Annotated in this window: 1 protein-coding gene; it reads left to right on the top strand. The window is 73.1% G+C overall.

The genetic code is table 11. The features are described 5' to 3' along the window. The coding region (locus HCN51_RS57765) for an alpha/beta hydrolase (protein ID WP_206069132.1) at positions 1–837 on the top strand (837 nt) is incomplete at both ends.

Genomic DNA, 837 nt, shown 5'->3' with positions numbered 1-837 from the left:
GGTCGAGACCCTGACCTACCGGGCCCAGCAGCAGGAGCGCTCGGCCCTGGTGTGGACCCCGCCCGGTTACGCGCCCAGGGGACCGAAGACCTACCCCGTGCTGTACCTGCAGCCCGGCGAGGGCGGCAGTGCCGGCGACTGGCTCGACCTCGGCCGGGCCAAGCAGATCCTCGACAACCTCGCCGCCCAGAAGGCCATCGAGCCCATGGTCGTCGCGATCAGCGACACCGGCGGGACCGACGACGACCTGCGCCAGGCGGTCGCTGGCCGCTACCGCGTCCTGCGCGACCCCGCCCACCAGGCCATCGCCGGCATCGGCACCGGCGGGGCGCAGGCGGTGCGTGCCGCGCTGACCCGCCCCGAGCGCTTCGCCTACGCCGGCTCGTTCTCCGGCCTGCTGCCCGACGCCGACCGGCTGGACGGCCCCGCCATCCACCGGCACCCCAAGCTGCTGCGCCTGTACACGGGCAACGTGACCGACCCCGCCTACAACGCCACGTACAAGCTGACCAGGGCACTGGAGCGCGCCCGCGTCGGCTACGAGTTCGACGGCGTCAACCCCGACGCCGGCGGCAACTGGAACGCCTGGCAGGAGAACCTGATCGACTTCCTGCCGCGGCTGTTCCGCAAGGTGCGTGACCACGGCCCCAGCGACGGGCACGGGCCGCTGAAGGGCGAGTTCGCCCCGCCCGCGCCCGGCACCACCCCCACCCCGTTCGTGACGAAGGACGGCTTCGTCACCTTCGAGACCACCACCGCCTTCAAGGACGCCCAGCAGGTCAAGGTGTGGGCCAACTGGGCGCCCAACGGCAGCTGGCTGCGCGTGCCGGCGACCCG

The organism is Nonomuraea composti (genome assembly GCF_012034275.1).
Lineage (GTDB): Bacteria > Actinomycetota > Actinomycetes > Streptosporangiales > Streptosporangiaceae > Nonomuraea > Nonomuraea composti.
The sequence above is the reverse complement of the archived record's forward strand: the minus strand, read 5'-3'. Positions and strand labels throughout refer to the sequence as shown.